This window comes from Treponema sp. UBA7567 (assembly GCF_002476655.1).
GTDB lineage: Bacteria > Spirochaetota > Spirochaetia > Treponematales > Treponemataceae > Treponema_D.
Map to the genome: position 1 here is coordinate 149,702 of NZ_DLLH01000027.1, position 19,557 is coordinate 169,258.

The following is a 19,557-nucleotide window of genomic DNA, read 5'->3' on the forward strand; positions in this document are numbered from 1 at the left end:
ACCTAGAATTTTGCTTTTCTTAAACGAACTTCTTCTATATCTTCGCTGAAAAGTTCTCGCAAATCGTTCAATCCCAGCGCCATGAGAGCCATACGGTCAATTCCCATTCCCCAGGCAAGAACTGGACAGTCAAGTCCCTGAGCTTTTGTTACTTCTGGTCTAAAAATTCCTGCTCCGCCAAGTTCAAACCAGCCCAAAACAGGGTGCTTGATATGAACTTCTACTGACGGTTCTGTAAACGGAAAGTATCCCGGAACATATTTAACTTCTGTTGCGCCGGCAACTTCTTTTGCAAACATTTCAAGCATACCGAGCAAAGTGCGCAAATTCACATCATTTCCGGCAATAATTCCTTCTGTCTGGTAAAAGTCAGAAAGATGAGTTGCATCAACCTTGTCATAGCGGAAACAGCGGGCAATACCAAAATATTTTCCCGGAACTTTTGCTTTGTGCAACTGATGAGCCGAAAGAACGGTTCCCTGCGAACGCAAAACTAAACGGCGTGTAAATTCGTGGTCAAAATCATAATTCCAGCCACGGCTTCCTGTATTTCCGCCGTTTTTGTGAGTTTCGGCAACGTTTGAAAGCCAAGGCTCTTCTATTGATTTTGCATGTGTCGGATTTTTTATACGGTAAACATCGTGAATATCGCGGGCAGCGTGGAACTGAGGCATAAAAAGCGCATCGCCATTCCAGAATTCTGTTTCTACAAGCGGACCGTCATATTCTTCAAAACCAAGAGAACATAATTTGTCTTTTACATGTTCAAGAAACTGCACATAAGGGTTTGTGCGTCCAGGAATAATGCGTGCCGGCGGAATTGCAATGTTATAACCGCGGAATGTGCCTTTTTTCCAATCGCCTGTTTCAAGCATTTTTGGAGTAAGTTCTCCAATTTCGTTTCCAGTAATTCCTGCTTTTTTGAGAGCCTCAACAACTTCGCCAATCGCCGGAGTAAATTTATAAATTACGGTTTCGCGTTCAATGATTTTAAAAGCACTGTCGGCCGCACCACGTTTTTTTGCGTAAGATGCAATTGCAGTTTTTTCTTCTTCGGACAAAGAAGCGCTTTCCAACTGGCCGTTTTCTGCTCCAGCCGCCTTTTTAAGAACTTCGCGGGCAAGCGTAATTCTTGCAGGAGTCTGAGCACCTGTATATTCGGCTTTTTTTTCGGCATTCATTTTTAAAACGCCATCTTTTGAAAGCGGACCAAAGGCAGAACCAACATCTCTCTGTTCAAGACCAATTCCAGCTGCAATTTCCGGCAGAGTTTTTGCTCCATTGTCTTTTACGTATGCAATGATTTTTTCTTCTGGAGTGCCATTTTCTGCAAAATTGCGCCCCAAATCTGTAATTTCGTAAAAAGTATGTGGAATACGGCGCTCAACGTTTAAAAGTTCTTTTCCGCCAAGCCAGCTAAAAGCCTGATTGGCATGACCTTCTTTGTAGCCAAGTTCTTTCTGAAGTTTTTCTGAACTCAATTCATCTTTTTCTGTATATTTTAAGAGAACTTTAATTTCGAGTGGGTGAAGATTTTTAATAATATTCTGAATATCCATTTTTAATTCCATTTTCCAGCAACGCCGGTATAAAAAATTTGAGCCAGTTTCCGTTTGGAATCCAGCTCATATTTCTGACAAAAATTTGTTTTTTATTTAACGCTGAAACCTAACAAAAGACTGATACATAGCCCACTTAAAGCCTGTTTTTTCGTCTTTGTAGTATTTTACGGTATCGCGTTTCATATATTTATATCCGTAATATTCATCGTGCTGATCCTGAAAATCTTTCAAAACAGCAAGCGCTGTATTCATTGCCTCGCCCTGATCAAAAGCTACTGCATGGCAAGTATAGAACAAGCGTACTTCGTCAGTAAGCGGAGTATACTGTAGCTCAACCTTAGCGGTTTTATTTGTAACATGCTGGTCTTCCGGAATAATTGTTTCAATTCCGTTATCCGGCTTAGGTTTTAAAAGATCGTCAATTTCGTCTGCAAATGCAACGGCAGAAAAACAAAATACTGCTGCTGCAATGGCACAAATTTTTTTCATTATTAAATTCCTCCCCAACCCCCGATAATTTTATGCTTCAAAACATTTCGTAATTTAATATTCTATCGGTTTCCATAAAAAAATCAAGCATAACACGATAGCGACCGGCCTCAACGCCAATCACCGGAGCACAACAGATTAAAAGTCTGCTTTCTATTTCTTTTGGTTTATTTTTAATTTGCGCGCGCCAATATTCCCGAACTGCATTTTTTATTGCTTCTGCGCAGGCCTGCTCAATTCCGGCAAAACCGTCTTGAAGTTTTCCATAGCCAACACCACGAATTCTCGGATTTTTTACAGTTTGCCACGATTTATAAAGATTCTGCTGAAATTCACTTCTTTCAAATTCAACACGACAATAAAGCCTGTCATCTTTAAAAGCCGGATTTTTATATTGAATAGAATTTAATTCACTTTGCGTAAGCTCTTGAACCGGCTCAAAATTCAAATATTCCTTAACACCGCGGGCTTTATCGTAAGGAGTATATTCAACTTTCCAACCGTAAAGCATTCCTTGAACAAAAAAAGGCGCAGTTTTTTTTAAACGGTTTACCGGAAGAACGTTTTCGTTTTTTTCCAAATCAAGATTTTTTTCCTCTTCATTCCAGACAAAACCTGGAAAAGCTTCTTTTTCTGCCCACAAAAGAATTTGAATTTTCCGCTCCTGATTTAAATTTTGGGCAAAAATTGAATTCAAATTCACGTTCAAAAAAACAAAAATCGAAAAAAACAAAATTATCGGTAAGCGTTTTTCCATACTTTTAACGGATTTATTCCAAACCTTACAACAAAATACAGCCAGGCAAATGCAAATCCTGCCAAATGAACAGAATGTGCAACTCCGTCCCTAAACGAAAAAAACTGTTCAAAAAATTCAATCAGAGCATAAGAAAGAACCAAAATCGGCGCAGGAACTGGAATCAATCCCCAAATAAAAATTGTGCTTCTTGGAAAAAGAATTGCATAAGCAAGCAAAATTCCGTAAACCGCTCCGCTGGCGCCCATCAAAAAAACTTTGTACAGTCCGAAAAAATAATAAACCGCCAAAGAAAAAATTCCGCCTGCAAAACCAATCAGAAGATACATCAAAACAAATTCTTTTGTGCCAATCGCCTTTTCAACCGCAAGTCCAAAACAAAAAAGTCCAATCATATTAAACAAAACATGGGTAAAACTTCCGTGTATGAACATATAAGTAAAAGGCTGCCAAAACATTTTGTATACAAAACAGTTATAGACGTTCAGTGAACAAAAATATTGAATTTGCGGAAACATTTTTTCAAGCAAAAAAATTCCTGCATTTATAAGAACGATTATTATCGTTGCATTTTTAAAACTGTATTTAAAAGGTTTTCGTATTATCGATGCCATATTTTTTATTCAGTAATTTTAATTTCGGAAATAAGTCTCTCGTCTGCAAAAGTTACCCGGTTTCTTCCGCTGCGTTTTGAAACATAAAGAGCCTGGTCAGCCTGATCAACAAGCTGCTTTGGCGAAGAAACAAGATTTTTTTCAGAATCAAAAACCGTAACGCCTATCGAAATCGTAACTTTTACATGCTGATTTTCGTAACAAAAATCATACTCTTCAACATGCTGTCTGATTCTTTCTGCAACAGTCATTGCATCGTCTTTTCCGGTTTTGTCCAGCATGACGGTGAATTCTTCTCCACCGTAACGGCTTGCTAAATCGCAGGAACGAATGCATGAGCGTATAATTTTTGCAACTGTCTGCAAAACATAATCTCCGCAGGCATGACCGTAAGTGTCATTAAATCTTTTAAAAAAATCAATATCGAACATAATTACAGCAAGCGGCAAATTTTGCGTCATAGCAACATCAAGCTTGTCCGTAAGCACATTGTAGAAAAAATATTTCAGTTTTAAGTGCGTCATCATATCGGTAGAAGAACGTTCGAGCAAAGTTGAATTATAAATCGCAACAGCAGCAAGAGAGGCAATTGTCAAAATCAATTCTTTTTCGTACGAACTGTAGCCTTGCTCTTCAGGCAAAGAAATTTTTTCGCCAAGCACCAAAATTCCGTCAAGATGATTTTTTTGAACAAGCGGAACAATCAATGACGGCTTTAAAGAAGAGATCGGTTCCAAATCCGCATAGGCAGGAACTTCCGCCTTTAATTCATCAATCGTAAAAACTCTGTCAGTTTTTGTAATAACATTTATGAGCGGATTAGACACTGAAATTTTATAAGTTACATTCGGATCAAGTTCAAGACCGTTATAGTTTCTGTTCAAAACAAAATAATCCGAATCCAAAGGCTCAGGAACAAAAACACCGGCCCCCAAAACCCTAAACTGTCCCATGCAAGTATAGAGAATTGACTCAATCAACTGCGAAAATTCAATTGTCGAACAAAGCGAACGAGAAATTTCCAGAAGTGTCTTTAAATCATAAATCTTCTTTTCATATTGACTGACAATTTCAGCATATTCGGGATTTAAATTTGGAGTTAGTTCTGAATGTGATAAATTTTGACTCATTTCCTTTCGACCTCTCCAACTATAACGTAATTCTTCATTATTTCAAGAAAAATTGCCCACTTTTCCAGCTGAGTTTCCAGCCTGTTGGAATTTTCTCTGTTTCGTGAAGAGCCCAGCAAAACTTTTATATTTGAACATAAATCTGGCTTTACTTTTTTTGAATCAATAAAAAGGTCGCCAATCTGTCTGTACAAATCAAAGAACTGCGATGCAAAATTTTGAACAGTTTCATAAGCCTGTGCATTTATATTATCGACAGTTGCTTCCAATTTTTTTACAAAATCTGCATCGCGCTGACCGTCACGGATAAAACCTTCGATAACTGCCTGATCGTTTTTTCCTTCACGTTCAAAAGAGCTGTCAAATTCTCCCAAAGCCTTTACACATTCTTCGCAGCCGTAAACCGCATCTGAAAAAGATTTTTTAATCGACGGATTTTCAAAGAAGCCTTCAATTACAATGTCTTCAAGAAGATTTTGAATCGAATCCGTAAAATAATGAACTGCAAACGTTTTTTCAATCTGCAAAGGTGTAATCCAATCGTATGATTTTGTACAATTAGACCGTATATTTGCACTGTTCTGGCTGTTATAGGCAAAAAATTCTTCAAGCGGATTCTCTTCAAAAAGTTTTTTTAAATCTGTCGAAATCGTGCTGTCCTTAATTTCGGTTTTAATTCTCGTTTCGTCGGAAACAAATTTTTCTTTCATAAAATCTGCAAAACGATAGCGCGAGCCAGGTTTATAACTTGCAGTCTGAGGAACAAGCTCTGGTTCTTTTTTAGCGAGACGAATCACTTCTAATTGAATTTCGGGCTTAAGAAATTTTACAAGAACCGAATTCATTTTTTTTAAGGCTTCGAGATATTTTTCTGAACTTGCAGAATCAAGTTTTTTTCCGCCACTGCGTATTTCTGCCAAGGCGACAACTGCCCGTCCGAGCGCTGAAGTTATTTTAAAATGCGCCGTAAGATAATAAAAATCTAATAGAGAATTTGCCATTGCCTCTGGAACGCAGGCAAAAAAATCTGCCTTATAACCAGAAATCAAAGCGGAATAATTCGGGTCAAAATTATGAATTATATTCAAATAATTGAATTGACAGACGTCGTTCAACTGCTGCAAGGACGCAATAATTTCATCAATTTTAAAAAATTCCGGTGAATTCAATTCTTTTAAAAGATATTCTAAAGTATGTCTTTGATTTTCAAAAACCCTGCTCATTGGCAAATTCGAATCAAGAACTTCCTGCTTTCTTTTTTCCAATCCAAGATTTTCGAGTTTTTCCTGATTTATATCAGAAAATCCAGTTAATAAAAGCTGAGCTTCATAAAAGGTCTTTCGTTTTATATCTGCGCTGCAAATTGTCTGAGAAAGCAATTCTTCAAGAATTTTTGAATTTTCAAAAAGAATTCTAAAAAGCTCGGCAAAATTCGGCTGCAAAAAACCGTTTTTAAAAATCACCGGCTGAATCAGCTTTAATTCCTGTTCAATTTTATGCAAAGCCTGTTTTTTCTTTACTTCCGGGGACGAGGGCATAAAAATTGATTCAAAAATGTCAGTTAAAAATGATAAAATCCCCATAACAACTATTTATTCTAAATTTAAAAAAAGTTTTTTACAACCCGACAAAAACATAAGAAAAAACAGTTTTTTGATTTAGCCGTTACAGATACTGCTGCAAAACCTCTTTAAATTCATTTTGCGTTGAACAGGCAATAACTTTTAAGCGAAGTTCTTTTGCTCCGTCAAAGCCTTTTATGTAGTTGCTAAAACGGCCGCGCATTTTAAGGCAAGCTGCTTTTTCGCCGATTGAATCAACCAAAAGCTGCATTTCCTTAAATCCCATTGCCAAACTCTCTGACATTGAAATTTCAGAAACTGTGCCTTCCGTCAGATATTCCCGCACCCGCTTAAAAATAAATGGATTTCCTTGAGCGGCTCTTCCAATCATTATTCCATCGCATTTTGTTTCTGTGAGCATGCGCTGAGCATCTTGCGGAGTTTTTATGTCGCCGTTTCCAAAAACACAAATTCTTCCATTAACATACTCAACAAGTTCTTTGATTGAATTCCAATCGGCACTTCCACCATAACCCTGAACCGCTGTTCTTCCATGCAAAGTAATTGCCTTTGCCCCAGCTTCAATCGCCGCCTGAGCACATTCCTTAAAAGTTATGTGTTTTGAATCCCAGCCAGTACGAATTTTTACAGAAACCGGCACATCCACGGCCTGAACAACAGCTTTTGTAATTGAGTAAAGTTTTTCCGGCTCACGAGTCAAAACGCTTCCAGCTCCAGTTTTTGTAACCTTAGGAACCGGACAACCACAATTTATATCAATACATTCGCATCGAGTTTCTTTTCGAACAATTTCTGCCGCATGCGCCATGGTTTCCGGCAAAGAACCAAAAATCTGAACGGCATAAGCCTTTTCGTTCGGCGCACGCCTCATCATCTCAAGAGTTTTTTTATTATCCCGAACAAGCGCTTCAGAACTGATTAGTTCCGTATATCCAAAATCCATGCCGCAGTCAGCACAAATACTTCGATAGCTTGCATCGGAAAAATCTGCCATAGGAGCAAGAAAAACATTCCCGCCTAAATTGAGAGAACCAATAGAAACTGGATGATAAAGAGAGCTCATTTATTCCGGCAAATTGAAAACTTTACAGCTGTTTGTCCAAAGCTGCTTGCTCAAATCTTCCAGAGGAACTTCCAGCATTTCTGCAAGGAATTTTGCAGTTGAAGGCAAATAAGCCGGCATTGTGCGTTTTTTCTCGCGGAATTCGGCAGGAATCATGAACGGACTTTCTGTTTCGATTAAAATTCTGTCATGAGGAATATTCAAAACCGTTTCGTGCAAATTTCTTGCGTTGCGATAAGTCAAATTTCCTGCAAAAGAAAAATAAACGTTAAATCCAGCTTCAAGACATTTTTTTGCAAAAGGAGCATCTTCGCTATAACAATGCAAAATTGCGCCTTTTGAAGGAATTCTGTGCTTTAATACATCAAAAATATCTTTTCCTGCATCACGGTTATGAATAATTACAGGGAGCTGATGCTTTTCTGCAAGCTCAAGCTGAGTAATAAAAAGCTCCATCTGTGTGCGTTTGTCGCCAAACTGCTTAAAATAATCAAGACCAGTTTCGCCAACAGCAACAACATTTGGCAAAGAAAGACTTTCTTCAATAATATCAATCCAATCTTTTCCCGGAGTTGTAACTTCAGATGGAGCAACACCGACAGCATGATAAATTCCCGGAATTGCTTTTAAAGTCTGGTAAACTTTCTTAAAGTCAATCAGAGAATTATTGATAGAAACGATGCGTGTAACTCCGGCAAGGCGTGCCTGAGTAATAACGCGTAACTGTTCAATAGGATCATCGTAAATAAGCCCGATGTGAGCGTGAGTATCAAAAAATTGCATGGCTTTTTCTTCCGAAATAGAAAATGATATGACAGAGCACCCGCAAAAAAAACAAGTAATCTGTAAACTAATTTATACCGATAGAATATACGAGAAATTATATATTGTCAAATTAAAGGGGCTTGAAAAAGAATTGCATTTTACAAGCAACTAAAAAGACGTTATTTCACAACAACAGCGCTAAAATTGACATATTCATAGCGCTTTGTTATGATAAAATGTTAATGGCATATTTGGAGACTATTGTTCCTAAATATTTCAGTAATTTATGGTGAACTGCAATCACCGGAGAAAAAATGGCTAAAACTCGGCATTATAAAAAATTAGAAAAAAACATCGCTTCTTCTTTTATGTCTGTTTTAAAAGCAGGTTTTTCGAAGATTGGACGCTTTTTTGTTAAATTTTTCAAAATTTGCGACAGCAGACTTACAATTATGATTGTTCCGCATTCGCAGAGCAAAGTCGTAAATTTCCAGACGAATGTTTTTGCACTCTGCTTTGGAATCGTGCTTATAGTAGGAATTATTTCTTCCTTTGTTTATTTTAACAGACAGGCTGCCGGTTCGAGCGCAGAAATCAGCCGTTTAATGAACGAAAACCGTCAGACACTTGCAAGTCTTGACGAGCTTCGGGATGAAAACAACAATCTCTTACAGACAGCAAAGCGTTTTCAATCATCACTTTCGCAGTCTCTTTCGCTCCTTGGAATTGACAGTTCAAGCTCAGTTTCAAAAGCTTCAATGAACGACTCCGACCTTTCTTCGCTTTTTGACACAAAAAGTCAGGTTACAGGCTCAACAAGAGAAGCAACAGATATCCGCCAGTTGAATTCTTATCTTGAAAATGCGGTTCAGCCAATCGAACAGATTGGAAAAATGCTCGAAAGCCAGGGCACACTTTTTACAGATATTCCAAACATCTGGCCAATCCGCGGAGGAATCGGACATGTTTCCATGCCTTTTGGACAGAATATGCACCCGATTACAGGCCAATGGTATATCCACAAAGGACTTGACCTTTCTACATGGCGAAACGGCGACCCAATCGTAGCTACCGCAAACGGACAAGTCGTTTCTGTAGGTTATGATTTCAGTTTTGGAAACTTTGTAATCATCAAGCACAAACACGGAATTTACACACGTTACTGCCATATGCAGACAGCACGCGTAAAAAAAGGAGACTTTGTTTCACAAAGACAGATTATCGGCACAATCGGTAACACTGGAATTACGACAGGTCCTCATCTTCACTACGAAATCCACATTGGTTCGGACGTAGTAGATCCTGCAAAATACGTAAACGTAAAACTTTCAAAATAAAATGGCATTCACCTCCGACGATATTTCAATCAACACGCTCATTGGTCCTGGTTCATTTGTTTCAGGAGATATAAAAATAAATGGATTTATTCGAGTTGATGGAGATATAAAAGGAAAAATCGAAAGTCCAGGCAACATAATAATTGGCGAACGTGCAAAAATTCAAGGTAATATAACAGCTTCATCAATTGTTGTTGGCGGAATTGTTCTTGGCGACATAACCGCTCCAAAAGGAATCAAACTGCTTTCAAATTCCGTGGTCATAGGCGACATTATGACAAAAAGCCTTCAAATTGAAGATGATGTTATCTTTAACGGACATTGCATTTCTCTCAGCAACGAAGATGAATTCAAAGCTTCTAGCAGACAATATCTGGATCAGCAGGCAATTCGAAGCAAGGTTATTTAGATGGCTGGAATCGACGCAATAAAAAATCAGTCCCTTTATTTTGCCGCAACACAGGAAGCCGCAAGACAAAAAGCCAGAGAAGCCAGTAAAAATTCAAAAACAGCAACGACAAAAAAAAGTCTTTTTGCAAATTCCCTTCAAAAAAAACAAGAAGAATTCAATCTTGCAAGCGAAGGACTTCCAATAGAACTTGCGGGAATGGAAATTGAAGAGGCAGTTGTCTTTTTAAAAGACGAACTGGACTTTGCCGGCGACAAACTCGCTTCAGACCAAAGTTTGGAGCAAATCGAAAATTACCGGAAAAAACTCAGCAACTTTATGAAATATGTAACCAGAAACAATTATGAAGTTCTGATTTATAAACGGAAAAAACGAGGTTTTCCGCTGATTGACACAAAAACAGGAAAGCCGGCATATTTTGTGCAAATTCAGGTTATAAACGAAAAACTTGAAACTCTTACGAACGACATAATTTACAACCACAGCAAAAACCTGAATATACTTGCAAAAATTGAAGAATTAAACGGACTGATCGTAGATTTACTTGCCGATTAAAATTCTGGAGGAAAAAAATGAGTGACATTTTTGAAAACGATATAGATGACGAAAACGAAAATATTTCAGCATTGGAAGATTCGGACATCCGCAAAAATACCAGCGGAACAAATGAAAATTTTATTTATCCAAAACCGCTTTATCTTGCAAAATTGGAATATTCAAGCGAAGGCGTTTACTGTTCTGTTCCTAAAAAATTCCCAGAACTAAAAAAAGGCGATGCCATCATAATTCCAACACGCTACGGAAAAGACCTCGCAACAGTTTTAGGAAAAGCAAACCATCCAATCGGCATAAAACCGTCAGACATTGTAACCGTAGAACGAAAAGCAGCAGACGCAGATTTAAAAAAATACGAAGAACTTGCGGAAAAAGAAGAATCTGCATTCAAAACGTTCAGAGAAAAAGTCGCTCTCCACAAACTCGATATGAAGCTTGTTTCCGTGCACTTTCTTTTGGAAGAATCAAAGGCTCTTTTCTTTTTTTCGAGCGAAAACCGCGTAGATTTCCGCGAACTTGTAAAAGACCTTGTAAGCATTTTTAAAATGCGCATTGAATTAAGACAGATTGGCGTACGCGACGAAACCAGAATTACCGGCGGGCTTGGAGTTTGCGGAAGACCTTGCTGCTGCCACTGCGTAAGCGACAAACTCGCTCCAGTTTCCATCAAAATGGCAAAAGAACAGGGGCTTTCTCTAAATTCCATGAAAATCAGCGGACAGTGCGGAAGACTTTTGTGCTGCTTAAGCTATGAATTCAACTGGTATTCGGAAGCAAGAAAAACCTTGCCAAACGAAGGTGTTCATATTTTTTACGACGGAACCCAATTCAAAATCACAGATGTAAATCCGCTCACAAAAATGATAAAAATGCTCGGCGAAGACGGCCGCATTCTCGAAATTCCAGCAAAACGGTTTGAAAAAGAAAATTCAAACCGCTGGAAAATCAACTAGCTTACAACAGCAACAACTCTCTGGCTTTTTTCTGTAAACGGATTTTCAGCAAAATCGCTGTATAATTCAACCTTAGAAAAGCCAGCTTCGAGCGCAAAACTTTCAATTTCGGAAGTTGTTAAAAGGTAAACCGGCGCATTCTGCGTTACAACTAGTTTTTTGTCATTGCTGTTCGTCAAAACCTGTTCAAGATAAAAATTTTCGCCGCGTTTTTCAATTACAGACTTTAAATTCGAACGAATGCTTTCCCGAACTGGAAATTCAATTTTTTCAAGTTCAGAATAATTTCCAAAATTTGGCAGTTCAAGAATCAAAAGACCATTTTCGGAAACCAATTGCCGGCAATCAAAAAAAAACTTTCTCATTAAAGTTTTGTCGTGCGTAAAAACAATTCTGCCATTTAAAATCGAAATAATATTGTAAAAATTTTTGCCTAAAAAACGGGTCATTTCTAGCGACGACATTTGAAAATAACGGACAGCCATTAACTGAGTCCGCCTTTTCCGGTTTGCACTTTCCAAAAGTTCCTGAGAAGTTTCAATTCCCGTAACGTCCGAACCTTCCCGTGCAAGATTGTGTTCAAAAGTCCCCGAACCACAGCCTATCTGCAAAAATTTAACCGGTTTTTTGAACAGAATCATTTTTTTTTGATAAAACACTTTTTGTTCTTCAGTAACAGGATATAACTCATCATAGTATTCTGCTATGTTCTGATTTATTTCCATAATAAAAATTATAAAGTCAAATCTCAAATTACGAAAGTTTTATTTTCTTAAATTTTTGGAGCACATTTTTCGCTCTAACCGGCTCTGCACGGTTCCGCTTGCGCTCCATTCAAAAGCCGGAAAATTTTTCCGCCTTTTGAACGCTCCGCGCCGTTCCGATCCGGGCTAAGCTCACGAATTTTATCTCTTCAAATTTGCGTGTTTTTAAATTCAGCCTTAAAATTAAAATGGTTTATTCAAAGAAAATAGCACATTTTGGCAGTTTGCTTTTGCTGTGCAAAAATTCCAATAAAAAAAGGAGTGCATAGTTTTATGAAAAAAGTTCTTGTCTGCCGGGAAAAAGACGAAAGAGAAACACGCGTTTCTCTTATTCCCGACGATGTAAAAAAACTTGTTTCGATGGGATTTGAAATCAAGGTTGTGTCTGGAGCGGGCTTGAAAAGCGGTTTTAGCGACGAGGCTTACAGGGCTGCCGGAGCTTTTGTTGTGGAGAGCGAGGAAAGCGCGTACGGCGACAGCGAAATAATCGTGCGGATTATGAAGCCTGAAAGCATAAACGGAATAAAAAGCGGCACACTTCATCTGAGCTATCTTGACCCTTTCAATCAGAAAGACTTGCTGAACGGATTTGCGGAGAACGGAATTCAGGCGGTCTCGCTTGAGATGATTCCGCGTACTACCCTTGCGCAGAAAATGGACGTTCAGTCTTCACAGACTTCGCTTGCAGGATATGTCGCGGTTTTGAACGCGGCTTCGCATCTTCCAAAGGCGTTGCCGATGATGGTGACTCCTGCCGGAACAATAAATCCGGCGCGCGTTTTTGTTATTGGTGTCGGTGTTGCAGGCTTGCAGGCGATAGCGACCGCAAAACGTCTTGGCGCGCGTGTTGACGCTTTTGACACGCGTCCTGTCGTTGAGGAGCAGGTAAAGTCTCTTGGAGCTTCGTTTTTGAAAATCGACCTGGGCGAGATGGGGCAGACTTCGCAAGGCTACGCGAAAGAGCTTACGCCCGAGCAGATTGCAAAGCAGAAAGAGGCTCAGGCGAAAGTCTGCGAGAAAGCGAATATCGTAATCACGACGGCGAAAGTTTTTGGAAGAAAAGCTCCGCGCCTTATCGAAAAGAATGTTCTTGACCGGATGATGCCGGGCTCGATTGTTGTTGACATGGCGTGCTCAACCGGCGGAAACGTTGAAGGCTCAAAGCTTTTTGAGAATGTCGTCACAGAAAACGGCGTTACGATTATATCAGGCGATATGCTTGAGCGGCAGGTTCCTTACGACGCGTCAAAAATGTTCTCTGGAAACATTACTGCGTTTCTTACGCATTTTTATGACAAGGAAGCGAAAGAGCTTAAAGTGAATCTTGACGACGAGATTATGAAAGGCTGCCTTTTGACTCAGGGCGGAAAAATTATCCACGAGAGATTCAAAGATTAGGATTTTTGCGGTTTTTCACTTTTGATTAAAGCCGGCGGGTTTTTAAGGGCGCAGCCCTTAGGAGAATGGGGTATGGCGAAACTTTAGTTGAGCCTAGGGGAAAGGCTTTTCCCCTGACTTTTAATATTTTTAACTGGAGAAAATTATGGATATTATGCTTATTTTTGTTTTTGTGATTGCGGCTTTTCTGGGGCTTGAGCTGATTGCAAAAGTTCCGAGCCAGCTGCACACTCCGCTGATGTCTGGAACGAACGCGATTTCAGGAATTACGGTTGTAGGCGCGGTGAGCATTACGGCGGTTGCTGTTAAAGTTGGAGGAAAGCTTGGCGCAGTTCTTGGTTTTCTTGCGATTGTCTTTGCGACAATAAATGTTATCGGCGGCTATATGGTTACTGACCGTATGCTTGGAATGTTCAAAAAGAAAGACGACACGAAAAAATAACGGAGATTTTTATGAGCGATATTTTGATTAAAATTTTGTATATGGTTTCGTGCGTGTTTTTTATCCGCGGAATCAAGCTTATGGGAAAGACTCCGACTGCGCGGAAAGGAAATCTTCTTTCTTCCGTCGGAATGTTGATTGCGGTTGTTACGGTCTTGTGCGAGAACGAGGTTCTAGGCTCGTGGAATTCTGATAACTGGATTTTAAACGGATATGTCTGGATTGCGGCGGCGATTCTTGTTGGAACGGTAATCGGCGCGATATGGTCAAAGAAAGTCCAGATGACTGGAATGCCGGAGCTTGTAGCTCTTTTCAACGGATTCGGCGGCTTGTCTTCGCTTTTGGTCGCGCTTACGCAGTATCTTTGCTCTGACAAGGGCGATTCTTTTACGGCGGTTTCTCTCGGCCTTACAATTGCAATCGGAGCTGTCGCCTTTACAGGGTCGCTTGTGGCATGGGGAAAACTTAGCGGAAAGATGACTTTTAAGGGCTGGAAAATTCCTGCGAAAAATGCTGTTAACGCTGTTTTGTGCGCAGTCGGGCTTGCCGGAATTGCCGCGTATTCGTTCTTTTCTAAAGAGAATGTTTTTGGTTTTCAGAACATTGAATTTGCCGGAATCGTTGTCTCGACTGCCGCGTTCATAATTCTCGGATTTACGATGGTGATTCCAATTGGCGGCGGCGATATGCCTGTAATCATTTCGTTCTTGAACGCGCTTTCTGGTCTTGCGGCGGCTTTTGCCGGATTTGCAATCAACAATACGGTTCTTGTTGTTTCTGGCTGTCTTGTCGGGGCTTCGGGATTGATTTTGACATTGATTATGTGCAAGGCGATGAACCGCACTTTTGGAAGCCTTTTGTTCAAGAGTTTCGGCGGCTCAAAGAAAAAAGGCGCGGCTGGTCCTGCAAAAGAGCCGAAGGCTATTTCTGTCGATGACGCTTATCTTATTCTTGAGGCTGCGAAAAACGTTGTTATTGTTCCGGGCTACGGAATGGCGGTTGCTCAGGCGCAGCATGCGGTCAAGGAGCTTTGCGACAAGCTCGAGGCGAACGGCGCGGAAGTGAACTTTGCGATTCACCCGGTTGCGGGCCGAATGCCTGGACATATGAATGTTCTTCTTGCGGAAGCGAATGTTCCGTACGAGCAGCTAAAAACAGCCGATGAAATAAATCCTCAGATGGGAAATGTCGATGTTGCAATCGTAATCGGCGCGAACGATGTTGTGAATCCGAGCGCGGTGAACGACCCTGACAGCCCTCTTTACGGAATGCCGATTGTGAACGCTTACGAGGCGCGCACGGTTTTTGTCTTGAAGCGCGGAAAAGGAACAGGATTTTCGGGAATTGAGAATCCGCTTTTCACAAACGACAACACTGTAATGATTTACGGAGACGCAAAGCAGACTATAACGCAGCTTGTTGCGGAATTTTCTGAATAAAATTTGAATTGATTTTACTTGTGTCCGCAAAAAAATGTCCGCATTTTTTTGCGGACTTTTTTTAAATAGCTTGAACTATTGTGTAGATGCAGTCGCCGGCTTTTTCGATTTTTCTTACTAGATCGATATAAGCAAGCTCTGCTTTTACATCGCTTCCAGATTCAATTCGCTTGCGGCTTTCGTATTTTAAGTTCTTCTTTGTACGGTCAATTTCGTTTTCAAGCTTTTCGTATTCATATTTTTGTTCACCTGTCATGCCAATCGTAAAGTTTACGCAAACTCGTTCATAGAAAAGGCGAACCGATTCAAGATAGCCACAGATTTTTTTTGTCTGGTCAGAAACAAAATTAAAACTTTCGCTTTCAATGTACTTTTTGAGCGTGTACATTATCGAAGAATTTTCATCGCTCAAGTTTTCAAGCGTATCTGTAATTGTCATCAACCGCGAAAAATGAACTCTGTCTTCGTGGTTTGCATTCGGCAGACGAGAAACATGCTGCAAAAAATGAGTGATTGCTTCGTTCATTTCGTCAATATATTCTTCCAGCTGCTGAACCAAATCAACCGACTTTTCAACCTCAACTTCCTGAGGATTTTTGCCTGCGCTCGCAAGAGTATTCGAAATAATATCGAACATTTCCATTATTTTTGCAGACATTTTTGAAATTTCTTTCTGAATCTGAAAAAGGTAAACATCTGCCGAAACGTGGCTGTTAGGCAAAATTGCCGGAAATCTATAATGCGAATTATTTTCTTCTGGAGTGGTTTTAATAATTTTAGTTGCAAGAAATGCAATCTGATCGACAAAAGGAAGGAAAATCAATGTAGAACAAACGTTAAAAATCGTATGGAGCATTGCAATATGAGTTGTAATATTTGAAGCTGGAGTTCCAGGAACAATCATATCAACAAGACTTAAGAAAGGCTTAAAGAAGCACAGAACAATTACAGTTCCCATAACATTGAACATAACATGCACAAGCGCCGTACGTTTTGCATTAGTCGTAGCTCCAAAAGCCGACATAACAGCATCAATCGTTGAACCGATATTGCTTCCCAAAACCAAGGCAGCCGAAAGTTCCCAAGTTAAAAAGTTATTTGCCGCCATCGTAAGAACAATCGCCGTCATAGCAGAAGACGAATGTATAAGAGCCGTAACCGCCGCTCCGATAAATACACCGAGCAAAAGTCCGCCAATTCCCAAATTCGTAAGATGCTGCAAAACAGCCGCCGATTCAGAACTCAAGGTCAACGTTTTCTGAAGAAGGTCAAGCCCCATAAACAAAATTGCAAATCCCATAAAACAATCTGCAAAATTGTGGATCTTGAATTTTTTCATGCGTTTTAAAAGGAAGCCAATTCCAAAAAGAGGAATTGCCGCATCAGCAATCGAAAAACTAAATCCAAAAAGCGAAACAATCCAGGCGGTAACGGTCGTGCCAATATTTGCGCCAAAAATTACGCCAATTGCCTGTTTGAGCGTGAGCATTTCCGCATTGACAAAACTCACAACCATTACGGTAGTAGCGCCAGACGACTGAATAATCGCCGTAACACCAATTCCAGTCAAAACCGCCGTAAATCTGTTTCCTGCAATTTTTCCAAGCAGCTTCTGTAAATTACTTCCCGCGCCTTTCTGAATTCCGTCGGAAAGCATATTCATTCCAAAAAGCAAAAGGCACAGCGAGCCAACAAAACCAAAAACCTGAGCAAAAATGTTCAAAACCATAAAAAACTACTTACTAAAAAATAACAAAACTCGCCACATTCTAACCAATTTTTAATAAAAAAGATAGGTAATTCACAAAAAAACAGACAAGTTTCAACTTCTTAATCTTATTTTATTTTGGACGGCATTTTTTTCAAAGTTTTGCCTCGCCTTTTCCGTAAGTTTTATCCAAAAACCGGCTGCTCCGGCTTCGCTCGCGCTCATTGCCTTTCGGCAACTTTGGCCGCCGCATCCGGCGTAAAATTTACTTTTTCGGTTTATTGCCTTTCAATTTATTCGCCAATACACAAAATTCAAAATTCTCATTATCATAAAAAAATGACAGCCGAACAATTCAATATTTTTTTAAATTTTCGCAACGATTTTCGCTCTTACTGCAAAAAAATTTCAGAAGAATTTTCTTCAATTCTGATTCCGCTTCAAAAAAACGCAGCGCAAAAAGACACTCCAGATTATTCTCTCGAAAATCCAGTCGTTTACAACACCGCTCTCGACGAAATTACAGAACAAAGCCGGATTCGGCTGATTGTAATCGGCGACAATCCCGGAAAAGACGAGCAGTTGTCCAAAAATCAAAAATATCTTGTCGGCCAAAGCGGAAAAATCGCGGCAAGTTTTTTTCAAAAAAATCCCGAATTCAATACAGATTTCCGCAAAAACGCAATAATCTTAAATAAAACGCCAGTTCACACAGCAAAAACCAAGCACATAAAATTTCTTTTGAGCGAAGGCAACAAAAAAATCCAAAACCTGATTTTAGAAAGCCAAGTTTACATGGCCCAAAAAACCGCAGAACTTCATATTTCTCTCTGCCGCGCCGCGCAAACCGAAGCCGAAAAACCGGAAATTTTTCTTGTCGGCTACAGCGAGCTCAAAAAGAACGGCATTTTTACCGAATACAAAAACGAGCTCAAAAAAACTTACAGTTCCGCTCCAGAAGAATGGCAAAAAGTCTTTGTATTTCAGCATTTTTCAATGAACCGTTTTTCGATCGACCTCAAAAACTTTATGCATGCTCAAAATAATCAAAACATAGTTCAGGCAGCACACGCTCTAGGAACAATTCACAAAAACGAAATCTGGAATTTTTCGTAATTCAAAGCCAAGTTTTATTTTAAAATCGTAATTTCAACACGACGGTTTTGCGCCCTGCCTTCGTCTGTTTCGTTAGAAGCAACAGGTTTTGTTCCGCCAAAGCCGCGGCAAATAAACGTTCCAGCCTTTACACCGCGCGCCTTGAGTTCTTCCGCAATTTTGCAAGCGCGCTGCTCAGAAAGTTTTTGTTCGCCAGCTGGTTTTCCAACGCTTGCAGTATGGCCTTCCACCAAAAACTGCGCATTCGGAGCCATTTTCAAGACCTCTGCAATTTCGTCAAGCCGCTTGCTTTCGCCAGACAAAATCTGCGCACTGTCCGGAGCAAATTTTATGTCACGAATACTCAGACGGATTCCTGCCGAAACTTCTTCCGCAACAATATTGTTTTTTGGCAAAACGTCATCAATTTTTTCTGCGCTTAGTCCATTTTTTGACAGCGATTTTTCAGTTTTTCCAGCAGATGCAACTTTTTCAGACTTTTCAGCCGAAAGTTTTTTGTCCGGAACTGCCAATTTTCCAGAACCAGCCACAGTTCCGACAGAAACTGATTTTTCCGTTCCAGAGAAATTTTTGTCCATTCCGTTTTTTCCGTTCTTAACCGTCGCTACGCGTTTTAAAGCCGCCATAATTCTCTGAGAGTCAAACGCCGGCAGAAATTCAGTAAAAAGCGTAATCGTTCCTTTAAAATTTACCTGGGTCCCATCAATCCAAAAAAAAGTCTCGTCAACATTATCAATAGTCAAAATCGGCTCGCCGGTTTCCTGCAAAACAATAATATCCGCCTTGTGCCCTCCACGAGCCTTTTGCAGCGAAGAATCCCCTCCAAAATCGCGGTTTTGCGCGTCATAATAAGTCTGCCAGATTGCCTTGATTCTATAAACCGCCTGTCCTCTATAAGTTTCTGCGCCAGAAAAAGTATAAAGAACCTGCATCGGAATTTTTGTAAAAATGCCTTTATTGAGCGGATCAACCGAACGTTCCGCCACAGCCTTCCAGCTTTCTCCGACATTCACCTTGTCCGCAGTATAAGCCGGAAAACTCCTAAAACTCGGATAACCGTTATCCTTGTACATTGTAAGCTGCCCGTTTTTAGAAATATGAAAAACCGACTGAACAGCTTCGTGAATCCCTGCTCCGGCAGCCTGAGAATTACGCAAAGTTTCTTCCATTACATAAAAACTTCCGTCATACCACTGGTCATTTTCGTAAACAGAACCTTTTGCCTTAAAACGCATTAACGGAGGCTCGCTCGGACTTACAAAAGAACGAACTTCCCTGCTCGTCAAACCGACATATTTTCCGTTCACATAACGGCGCAAATTTGTCCGTTCCACAAGCGAATATCCGCCTTTTCCCGAATAATGCAATTTTACAGCCTGCGCCTGAGCAAAAATTCCGGTATCAGACGCCGCAAAAAGAGCCATCAAAAAAAATATCCAAAAAGTTCTGTGTTTCATATCGTAATTATCGGTC

At 39.9% G+C, this 19,557-nt stretch carries 19 protein-coding genes; 8 read left to right on the forward strand and 11 right to left on the reverse strand.

Annotated elements, in window-relative coordinates; all coding sequences use genetic code 11:
- Nucleotides 1-2: 2 nt before the first annotated feature.
- The 8 genes from B3Y13_RS03470 to B3Y13_RS03505 form a co-directional block, all read right to left on the reverse strand.
- Complete coding sequence (locus tag B3Y13_RS03470; protein WP_296019624.1) at nucleotides 3-1,559, reverse strand: phenylalanine--tRNA ligase subunit alpha; 1,557 nt, start codon at nucleotides 1,557-1,559, stop codon at nucleotides 3-5.
- A gap of 96 nt (nucleotides 1,560-1,655) precedes the next feature.
- The gene (locus tag B3Y13_RS03475) at nucleotides 1,656-2,051 is read right to left on the reverse strand and encodes a hypothetical protein (protein ID WP_296666616.1); all 396 of its coding nucleotides are present in this window, start codon (nucleotides 2,049-2,051) and stop codon (nucleotides 1,656-1,658) included.
- A 37-nt stretch (nucleotides 2,052-2,088) separates the two neighbouring features.
- Nucleotides 2,089-2,808 (reverse strand): hypothetical protein, encoded by a 720-nt coding sequence (locus tag B3Y13_RS03480; RefSeq protein ID WP_296666614.1) that lies wholly within the window; start codon nucleotides 2,806-2,808, stop codon nucleotides 2,089-2,091.
- Nucleotides 2,787-3,422: a rhomboid family intramembrane serine protease gene (locus B3Y13_RS03485; protein ID WP_296019499.1), complete on the reverse strand. Its 636-nt coding sequence runs from the start codon at nucleotides 3,420-3,422 to the stop codon at nucleotides 2,787-2,789. The genes B3Y13_RS03480 and B3Y13_RS03485 overlap by 22 nt, the downstream gene beginning before the upstream one ends.
- A gap of 5 nt (nucleotides 3,423-3,427) precedes the next feature.
- Nucleotides 3,428-4,552, reverse strand: coding sequence for a diguanylate cyclase DgcA (gene dgcA / locus B3Y13_RS03490; RefSeq protein WP_296019502.1), 1,125 nt, complete (start codon nucleotides 4,550-4,552; stop codon nucleotides 3,428-3,430).
- Nucleotides 4,549-6,135, reverse strand: coding sequence for a hypothetical protein (locus tag B3Y13_RS03495; protein ID WP_296666611.1), 1,587 nt, complete (start codon nucleotides 6,133-6,135; stop codon nucleotides 4,549-4,551). The genes dgcA and B3Y13_RS03495 overlap by 4 nt, the downstream gene beginning before the upstream one ends.
- Before the next feature lie 82 nt (nucleotides 6,136-6,217).
- Nucleotides 6,218-7,198: a tRNA dihydrouridine synthase DusB gene (gene dusB / locus B3Y13_RS03500; protein ID WP_296692752.1), complete on the reverse strand. Its 981-nt coding sequence runs from the start codon at nucleotides 7,196-7,198 to the stop codon at nucleotides 6,218-6,220.
- Nucleotides 7,199-7,981, reverse strand: a complete 783-nt coding sequence (locus B3Y13_RS03505) for a TatD family hydrolase (RefSeq protein ID WP_296019508.1) — start codon at nucleotides 7,979-7,981, stop codon at nucleotides 7,199-7,201.
- A 296-nt stretch (nucleotides 7,982-8,277) separates the two neighbouring features.
- Here B3Y13_RS03505 and B3Y13_RS03510 point away from each other — a divergent pair, with 296 nt between their 5' ends.
- Genes B3Y13_RS03510 through B3Y13_RS03525 form a run of 4 tightly spaced genes read left to right on the forward strand, consistent with a single transcriptional unit; the run spans nucleotide 8,278 to nucleotide 11,217 of the window.
- Entirely contained in the window at nucleotides 8,278-9,300 is a 1,023-nt protein-coding gene (locus tag B3Y13_RS03510) for a M23 family metallopeptidase (RefSeq protein WP_296019510.1), read from the forward strand.
- Between the two features lies 1 nt (nucleotide 9,301).
- A complete protein-coding gene (locus tag B3Y13_RS03515) occupies nucleotides 9,302-9,709 on the forward strand; it encodes a bactofilin family protein (protein ID WP_296019513.1) in 408 nt (135 codons plus the stop codon).
- Nucleotides 9,710-10,264 (forward strand): YaaR family protein, encoded by a 555-nt coding sequence (locus tag B3Y13_RS03520; RefSeq protein ID WP_296019515.1) that lies wholly within the window; start codon nucleotides 9,710-9,712, stop codon nucleotides 10,262-10,264.
- Between the two features lie 17 nt (nucleotides 10,265-10,281).
- Nucleotides 10,282-11,217, forward strand: a complete 936-nt coding sequence (locus B3Y13_RS03525; protein ID WP_296666604.1) for a PSP1 domain-containing protein — start codon at nucleotides 10,282-10,284, stop codon at nucleotides 11,215-11,217.
- On the opposite strand, the gene B3Y13_RS03530 is transcribed toward B3Y13_RS03525, so the two are convergent.
- Nucleotides 11,214-11,942 (reverse strand): class I SAM-dependent methyltransferase, encoded by a 729-nt coding sequence (locus tag B3Y13_RS03530; RefSeq protein ID WP_296666602.1) that lies wholly within the window; start codon nucleotides 11,940-11,942, stop codon nucleotides 11,214-11,216. The genes B3Y13_RS03525 and B3Y13_RS03530 overlap by 4 nt on opposite strands.
- A gap of 312 nt (nucleotides 11,943-12,254) precedes the next feature.
- On the opposite strand from B3Y13_RS03530, the gene B3Y13_RS03535 reads away from it, so the two are divergent.
- The 3 genes from B3Y13_RS03535 (at nucleotide 12,255) to B3Y13_RS03545 (ending at nucleotide 15,260) form a co-directional block, all read left to right on the forward strand.
- Complete coding sequence (locus B3Y13_RS03535) at nucleotides 12,255-13,379, forward strand: NAD(P) transhydrogenase subunit alpha (RefSeq protein WP_296692755.1); 1,125 nt, start codon at nucleotides 12,255-12,257, stop codon at nucleotides 13,377-13,379.
- Nucleotides 13,380-13,524: 145 nt separating this feature from the next.
- Entirely contained in the window at nucleotides 13,525-13,821 is a 297-nt protein-coding gene (locus B3Y13_RS03540) for an NAD(P) transhydrogenase subunit alpha (protein ID WP_296692757.1), read from the forward strand.
- A gap of 11 nt (nucleotides 13,822-13,832) precedes the next feature.
- Nucleotides 13,833-15,260: an NAD(P)(+) transhydrogenase (Re/Si-specific) subunit beta gene (locus tag B3Y13_RS03545; protein WP_296692760.1), complete on the forward strand. Its 1,428-nt coding sequence runs from the start codon at nucleotides 13,833-13,835 to the stop codon at nucleotides 15,258-15,260.
- 61 nt (nucleotides 15,261-15,321) lie between these two features.
- Here B3Y13_RS03545 and B3Y13_RS03550 read toward each other — a convergent pair whose 3' ends face one another.
- Nucleotides 15,322-16,989, reverse strand: coding sequence for a Na/Pi cotransporter family protein (locus tag B3Y13_RS03550; RefSeq protein ID WP_296668118.1), 1,668 nt, complete (start codon nucleotides 16,987-16,989; stop codon nucleotides 15,322-15,324).
- A 318-nt stretch (nucleotides 16,990-17,307) separates the two neighbouring features.
- Between B3Y13_RS03550 and B3Y13_RS03555 the strand changes: the two genes are divergently transcribed.
- A complete protein-coding gene (locus B3Y13_RS03555) occupies nucleotides 17,308-18,084 on the forward strand; it encodes a hypothetical protein (RefSeq protein WP_296692762.1) in 777 nt (258 codons plus the stop codon).
- Between the two features lie 14 nt (nucleotides 18,085-18,098).
- Here B3Y13_RS03555 and B3Y13_RS03560 read toward each other — a convergent pair whose 3' ends face one another.
- Entirely contained in the window at nucleotides 18,099-19,541 is a 1,443-nt protein-coding gene (locus tag B3Y13_RS03560) for an OmpA family protein (RefSeq protein ID WP_296692764.1), read from the reverse strand.
- Between the last annotated feature and the right edge of the window lie 16 nt (nucleotides 19,542-19,557).

Bases quoted from the DNA above. Each gene is read 5' to 3' on its own strand.
- B3Y13_RS03555 (WP_296692762.1), top strand. From the start codon at position 17,308: ATGACAGCCGAACAATTCAATATTTTTTTAAATTTTCGCAACGATTTT.
- B3Y13_RS03530 (WP_296666602.1), bottom strand. From the start codon at position 11,942: ATGGAAATAAATCAGAACATAGCAGAATACTATGATGAGTTATATCCT.
- B3Y13_RS03485 (WP_296019499.1), bottom strand. From the start codon at position 3,422: ATGGCATCGATAATACGAAAACCTTTTAAATACAGTTTTAAAAATGCA.
- B3Y13_RS03515 (WP_296019513.1), top strand. From the start codon at position 9,302: ATGGCATTCACCTCCGACGATATTTCAATCAACACGCTCATTGGTCCT.
- dusB (WP_296692752.1), bottom strand. From the start codon at position 7,198: ATGAGCTCTCTTTATCATCCAGTTTCTATTGGTTCTCTCAATTTAGGC.
- B3Y13_RS03505 (WP_296019508.1), bottom strand. From the start codon at position 7,981: ATGCAATTTTTTGATACTCACGCTCACATCGGGCTTATTTACGATGAT.
- B3Y13_RS03545 (WP_296692760.1), top strand. From the start codon at position 13,833: ATGAGCGATATTTTGATTAAAATTTTGTATATGGTTTCGTGCGTGTTT.
- B3Y13_RS03475 (WP_296666616.1), bottom strand. From the start codon at position 2,051: ATGAAAAAAATTTGTGCCATTGCAGCAGCAGTATTTTGTTTTTCTGCC.
- B3Y13_RS03480 (WP_296666614.1), bottom strand. From the start codon at position 2,808: ATGGAAAAACGCTTACCGATAATTTTGTTTTTTTCGATTTTTGTTTTT.
- B3Y13_RS03525 (WP_296666604.1), top strand. From the start codon at position 10,282: ATGAGTGACATTTTTGAAAACGATATAGATGACGAAAACGAAAATATT.
- B3Y13_RS03520 (WP_296019515.1), top strand. From the start codon at position 9,710: ATGGCTGGAATCGACGCAATAAAAAATCAGTCCCTTTATTTTGCCGCA.
- B3Y13_RS03495 (WP_296666611.1), bottom strand. From the start codon at position 6,135: ATGGGGATTTTATCATTTTTAACTGACATTTTTGAATCAATTTTTATG.
- dgcA (WP_296019502.1), bottom strand. From the start codon at position 4,552: ATGAGTCAAAATTTATCACATTCAGAACTAACTCCAAATTTAAATCCC.
- B3Y13_RS03560 (WP_296692764.1), bottom strand. From the start codon at position 19,541: ATGAAACACAGAACTTTTTGGATATTTTTTTTGATGGCTCTTTTTGCG.
- B3Y13_RS03540 (WP_296692757.1), top strand. From the start codon at position 13,525: ATGGATATTATGCTTATTTTTGTTTTTGTGATTGCGGCTTTTCTGGGG.
- B3Y13_RS03470 (WP_296019624.1), bottom strand. From the start codon at position 1,559: ATGGATATTCAGAATATTATTAAAAATCTTCACCCACTCGAAATTAAA.
- B3Y13_RS03510 (WP_296019510.1), top strand. From the start codon at position 8,278: ATGGCTAAAACTCGGCATTATAAAAAATTAGAAAAAAACATCGCTTCT.
- B3Y13_RS03550 (WP_296668118.1), bottom strand. From the start codon at position 16,989: ATGGTTTTGAACATTTTTGCTCAGGTTTTTGGTTTTGTTGGCTCGCTG.
- B3Y13_RS03535 (WP_296692755.1), top strand. From the start codon at position 12,255: ATGAAAAAAGTTCTTGTCTGCCGGGAAAAAGACGAAAGAGAAACACGC.